We start from the raw sequence: 4265 nt of genomic DNA on the forward strand, positions 1-4265 counted from the left end.
CTGCCGACCTGGCCGCCCCGACACTGGATAGTGCGGCGCGATCAGGGCAAGCAGTTGCTGCCACGGAACAACCTGCTCCATCTCGGCAAGAAAGATCTCGCGCCGGGTCTGCTTACGCTTGCCCAAGCCCTCAGCGTCACCGAACGTCAGCTGCATGGATGAATCCTCTACATAAGGCGATAGTGTCGCGCATCTGCGGTGAGTTGATCAGACCTTCCCTAAGGAACGATAAAGTTGGATTGAATAATCACGCTGGCTCGACCTGCCGCTTCACTTCGTGCGGTGACGCGATACACAGGGCGCAAGCAGATATCGCTGCCTGTATAGCGAGGATCGAGATTGCATTCCAGCCAAGTTTCCGATGTACCCATGTATTCGATAAAAAATTGCGGAGCCGACGCGATTGAGCCGACACTCGTAGTTGCTGCGCGCCATCCACCGAAACTTGTGTTTTTCCATCGCTCTACCGCCGTCGCATCCGGCCTCGGGCAAACGCCATTGACACACGCCCCGCCCGCTGCAGCCGCGGCAATCGCGGCATGCTCGGCGTTGGTACGACTTGCAGCAAGTGCCTCACCTTCACGAAGCGCCGCTTCAGCCGCCTGAAAACTGAGATTGCGATCCACCAAATTTGCGCTCATGCGTTCTTCAAGCACAGTGCTCCGCAGGACTGCTAACCCAAGCAGCGTCATGATGAGCAGCAGAATGAGCACTACAACCAGCGAGACGCCCTGTTGTCGCAGTGGACGTGAAATTGAAGGAGATCCGCTCATGGAGCCCTGTTCCTGAGAGTAATGACCTGGCTTACTGTGCGTGACAGCGCTGCATTGTCCACACCGTCACGATCGGTTCCCGCCAGCGTCAAAGTGATCCTGACTGCCGTCACCTGGCTCCAACGGCCAGCAGTGCTCGCCGCATCTCCATAACTTGCGGTTCCGTCAACTAGATAGGTCACCGCCATGTTCTGCACACCTTCTGCAACTTCCTGCGCCTGGACACTTGCGACTCCACCTGTATTGATCAGGGTAGACTGGTAAAGCCCTCTGGTACGTCCATTGGTACCGATATACCAAGTTGACGCATTGAGACGGGTAATCGTTGCGTTAGGGCCGAAGGTAAACAGAGAACCACCCAGGCCGAGGCGATTGGTGGCATTCCCAGGCGCACCACTCGCGCCGTGAGCAATTGAGACGGTACCTGCCGCACCTGTCATCTGGAAAATAGCCCCCAGACGCATCACCCCGCCTGTTTCGGCATTGGGTCCACACACCATCAATAAGTCACCAGGCATCAAGCCGTGAGATGCGGTATTGACAGTAAATGTTGCGGCGGCCGGGGCATGCGCCGTCACGACCGCTGTGGCATCCCCGGATGACAACAGCGATAACGCGTCTGTACCGGCAATCCGTTGGCCTGCGGTTGTTGTGCCAAAACTGATTCCTGGAATCGCGGTGGCCCCGTCATATCCTTGAAGGGTTCCGTTTGTTGTACCGACGTTCCAGTTGGTCCACCAACGCGAGGTCGGCGCATTCAGCACGTTCACCATCGCCATATTATTGCTACTGTTACAGGGATTACCTCCAGCCTCTCGAATATCGCGCGCCATCAACTCAAAGGCGATACGCGCGTTTTCTTGAACACGGCTAAGACTATCGGTGGCAGCTGCAGTGCGACGACTCGTTAGGAACAGGCCGATAGCAGCCAATGTGACCAACAATCCCAGCACCAGGGAAATCAGCAGCTCAATCAGCGTAAAACCGAACACTGGTTTGCGCAAAGAGTAGACATTGCTCATAGCCTGGTAACCACGCTGAATTCGCGCTGTGCCGAGTTATCGCTGGACCCGAGCGCAGTTGCACGACTGTCGTCCCAGCGCACCGAGACGGTGCAACGCACTCCATTGGCCTCGCACTGGATAGAACCGCAGGCCGTCGCTCCCATACTCGACTTCAAGGCCGTGATCCAATCTCGTCGGTCATTGGCAGCAAGATTGCCTCCAGCAGGAACGTTACATATCATCGCGGTGTTGTATGCCCCCGCGCGCGCAGCGGTCAGATTGGCGCGCATAGCGTCCAGAATCGCGTACGACTGAACGACCATCTGACTACGCTCAAGGGAACTGCTGTTGTTCTGAAGTGCACGGGCCTGCATTGCTGCAATTCCAAGCATGCCGATGCCTAGGATCACAACTGAAATCAAAACCTCGATCAGGCTGACACCGGCCTGACGTCGGCGACTTTCTATCGCTGGCGTTCTCATCTGCCTTTTCCTCAATTCAAAGCTGGTGCATCGGCGGGCGTCTGGCACTGCGGGTCTGTTCCGCGTGTTATTGCTACACGGCTGCCCCCTGCTATTGCCACGATGCGCTGGTTCTCTGGCGGCCGCGTGGTCGCCATACAGATGGACACGGCCCCCACCAAGAGCCTCGCACCAGTCGAGTCACGCGCAAGTCCGTCAGGGCGAAAGACGATCCGTGCGCTAGCGGAAGAGATCGCAGGGCTTACGCTCACCTGCAGCTGCGGCCTGACCTCACTGACACGCAAGACTTCGGTGCCACGTAACACGATCCAACGTGCCCAGTTGCCGCCATTCGCGCACGTTGCGCCGTCATTGGATGGGCACAGGGTCACACTAGCGTTACTACGTACCGCCTCAGAACGGGCGAGCTGGAGTGATGCGGACAGCTCGTTTGCCGCAGCCGACAACCGATTGCTATTGATAAGCGCTGTGAAGTTAGGAAACGCGATTGCCATGACGATCGCCAGCACGATGATCGTCACCATCATCTCGATTAGCGAGAAGCCGAGCTGCGCCTGGAATGCCGGGCGCCGAATGTAGGTCATACGGCAGCCTCCCCAGGCAGCCAAATACATGAGTGCACCCTACCCAAGGCTTGTCCCAGCTACCAATGCTTGACGACGGACGGGCACTGCGGATGCGTGAAAGGCAGTTTCCCCAACCGCTCAAGACACGGGCATGATGTGTAGCAAACCTCCGAGCCCCCCCCTTCCCGATGCCAACCGCTACCGGCGAATCCTTCCTGCAAGCCCTGTGGGACTCTCGTACTCTGGCGTGCGTCGTGCTCGTGGCAGAAGCAATCGCGGCAGCACTGAGCCTAGCGCCTGGCACACAGATCGGCTGGATCAGCTTCGGAATCACATCATTCATGACGCAATGGACGGCACTTCTGACTTTGGCCGGCCTGTATGTTTTTCGCCATCACCTTAGGAATGCACGCCCAGTCATGACAGCCAAGGTCACCCTTGCGCTTCTCCTGATTGCCGCAGCGTTAGTACTATTTATTGCAATGGCGGTGGTCGGTGGCGCGTGGTCAATGGGTACACGCAACTGGCTGGAACTGCTGCTGCGGACCGAAGGCATCGCCCTGACCGTCGGATTGTTAGGAATGTGGGCCTTCCACACACATTGGCGCGCGCGCCAATATGCAATACGTGCGAAGCAGTTCGAGCTGGAAGCGTTGAGGGCGAGAATCCAGCCGCACTTTCTGTTCAATACACTCAATACAGGGGCAGCGCTTGTCCGCCTGAATCCAGCGCGTGCCGAATGTTTGTTAATGGATCTGGCGGAGCTATTTCGAGCGACCTTGGCGGGGCCAGAACACATACTCCTCTCCAAGGAACTAGACATCGCAAAGCACTATCTGGATATCGAGCAACTCCGCTTCGGAGAGCGCCTGAGCATCGTGTGGAAGGTTCCTGATGCGATCCCGCCCGTGACAGTTCCTTCTCTATCTATCCAGCCCCTTGTTGAGAATGCAATTCGCCACGGTGTGGAACTTCGTTCAGAGGTATCGCAGATAGTTGTAGAAGTCCGCCAAACATCGGAGACGATTGTCGTAGAAGTCAGCAACCCCCTGCCGCCTGACAAGACGACAGCGCGCACCGGGCACCAAGTAGGACTTGCCGCCGTCCGTGCCCGGCTACACGATCTTGACAGCAGAATGGGACTTCAAACTACTACTCAGGGCAACCAGTTTCTGGCTGCCCTGCATGCCCCACTCGCAGAGATACCGTCTCGCTAATCTAAGGAAGGTCTGATCAACTCACCGCAGATGCGCGACACTATCGCCTTATGTAGAGGATTCATCCATGCAGCTGACGTTCGGTGACGCTGAGGGCTTGGGCAAGCGTAAGCAGACCCGGCGCGAGATCTTTCTTGCCGAGATGGAGCAGGTTGTTCCGTGGCAGCAACTGCTTGCCCTGATCGCGCCGCACTATCCAGTGTCGGGGCGGCCAGGTCGGCAG

The 4265-nt window shown here is 57.4% G+C and carries 5 protein-coding genes and 2 pseudogenes; 2 read left to right on the forward strand and 5 right to left on the reverse strand.

Annotation, left to right across the window (positions count from 1 at the left end):
• The 5 genes and pseudogenes from J7367_RS21525 to J7367_RS21545 form a co-directional block, all read right to left on the reverse strand.
• Positions 1-156, reverse strand: a pseudogene (locus J7367_RS21525) (IS5/IS1182 family transposase); the annotation flags it as partial.
• A 62-nt stretch (positions 157-218) separates the two neighbouring features.
• A complete protein-coding gene (locus J7367_RS21530; protein ID WP_081028031.1) occupies positions 219-773 on the reverse strand; it encodes a PilX N-terminal domain-containing pilus assembly protein in 555 nt (184 codons plus the stop codon).
• A complete protein-coding gene (locus J7367_RS21535) occupies positions 770-1795 on the reverse strand; it encodes a PilW family protein (protein WP_081028030.1) in 1026 nt (341 codons plus the stop codon). Before J7367_RS21535 ends, J7367_RS21530 begins: the two co-directional genes overlap by 4 nt.
• Entirely contained in the window at positions 1792-2259 is a 468-nt protein-coding gene (gene pilV, locus J7367_RS21540; protein ID WP_057664246.1) for a type IV pilus modification protein PilV, read from the reverse strand. The genes J7367_RS21535 and pilV overlap by 4 nt, the downstream gene beginning before the upstream one ends.
• 11 nt (positions 2260-2270) lie before the next feature.
• Complete coding sequence (locus tag J7367_RS21545) at positions 2271-2843, reverse strand: GspH/FimT family pseudopilin (RefSeq protein ID WP_057664243.1); 573 nt, start codon at positions 2841-2843, stop codon at positions 2271-2273.
• Positions 2844-3013: 170 nt separating this feature from the next.
• Here J7367_RS21545 and J7367_RS21550 point away from each other — a divergent pair, with 170 nt between their 5' ends.
• Together J7367_RS21550 and J7367_RS21555 are read left to right on the forward strand one after the other, a co-directional pair.
• The gene (locus J7367_RS21550; protein ID WP_057664240.1) at positions 3014-4042 is read left to right on the forward strand and encodes a histidine kinase; all 1029 of its coding nucleotides are present in this window, start codon (positions 3014-3016) and stop codon (positions 4040-4042) included.
• Between the two features lie 67 nt (positions 4043-4109).
• Positions 4110-4265: pseudogene (locus tag J7367_RS21555) on the forward strand (IS5/IS1182 family transposase); the annotation flags it as partial.

Origin of the sequence: Xanthomonas sp. D-36-1 (assembly GCF_017746155.1) — a bacterium.
GTDB classification, from domain to species: Bacteria; Pseudomonadota; Gammaproteobacteria; order Xanthomonadales; family Xanthomonadaceae; genus Xanthomonas; species Xanthomonas cissicola.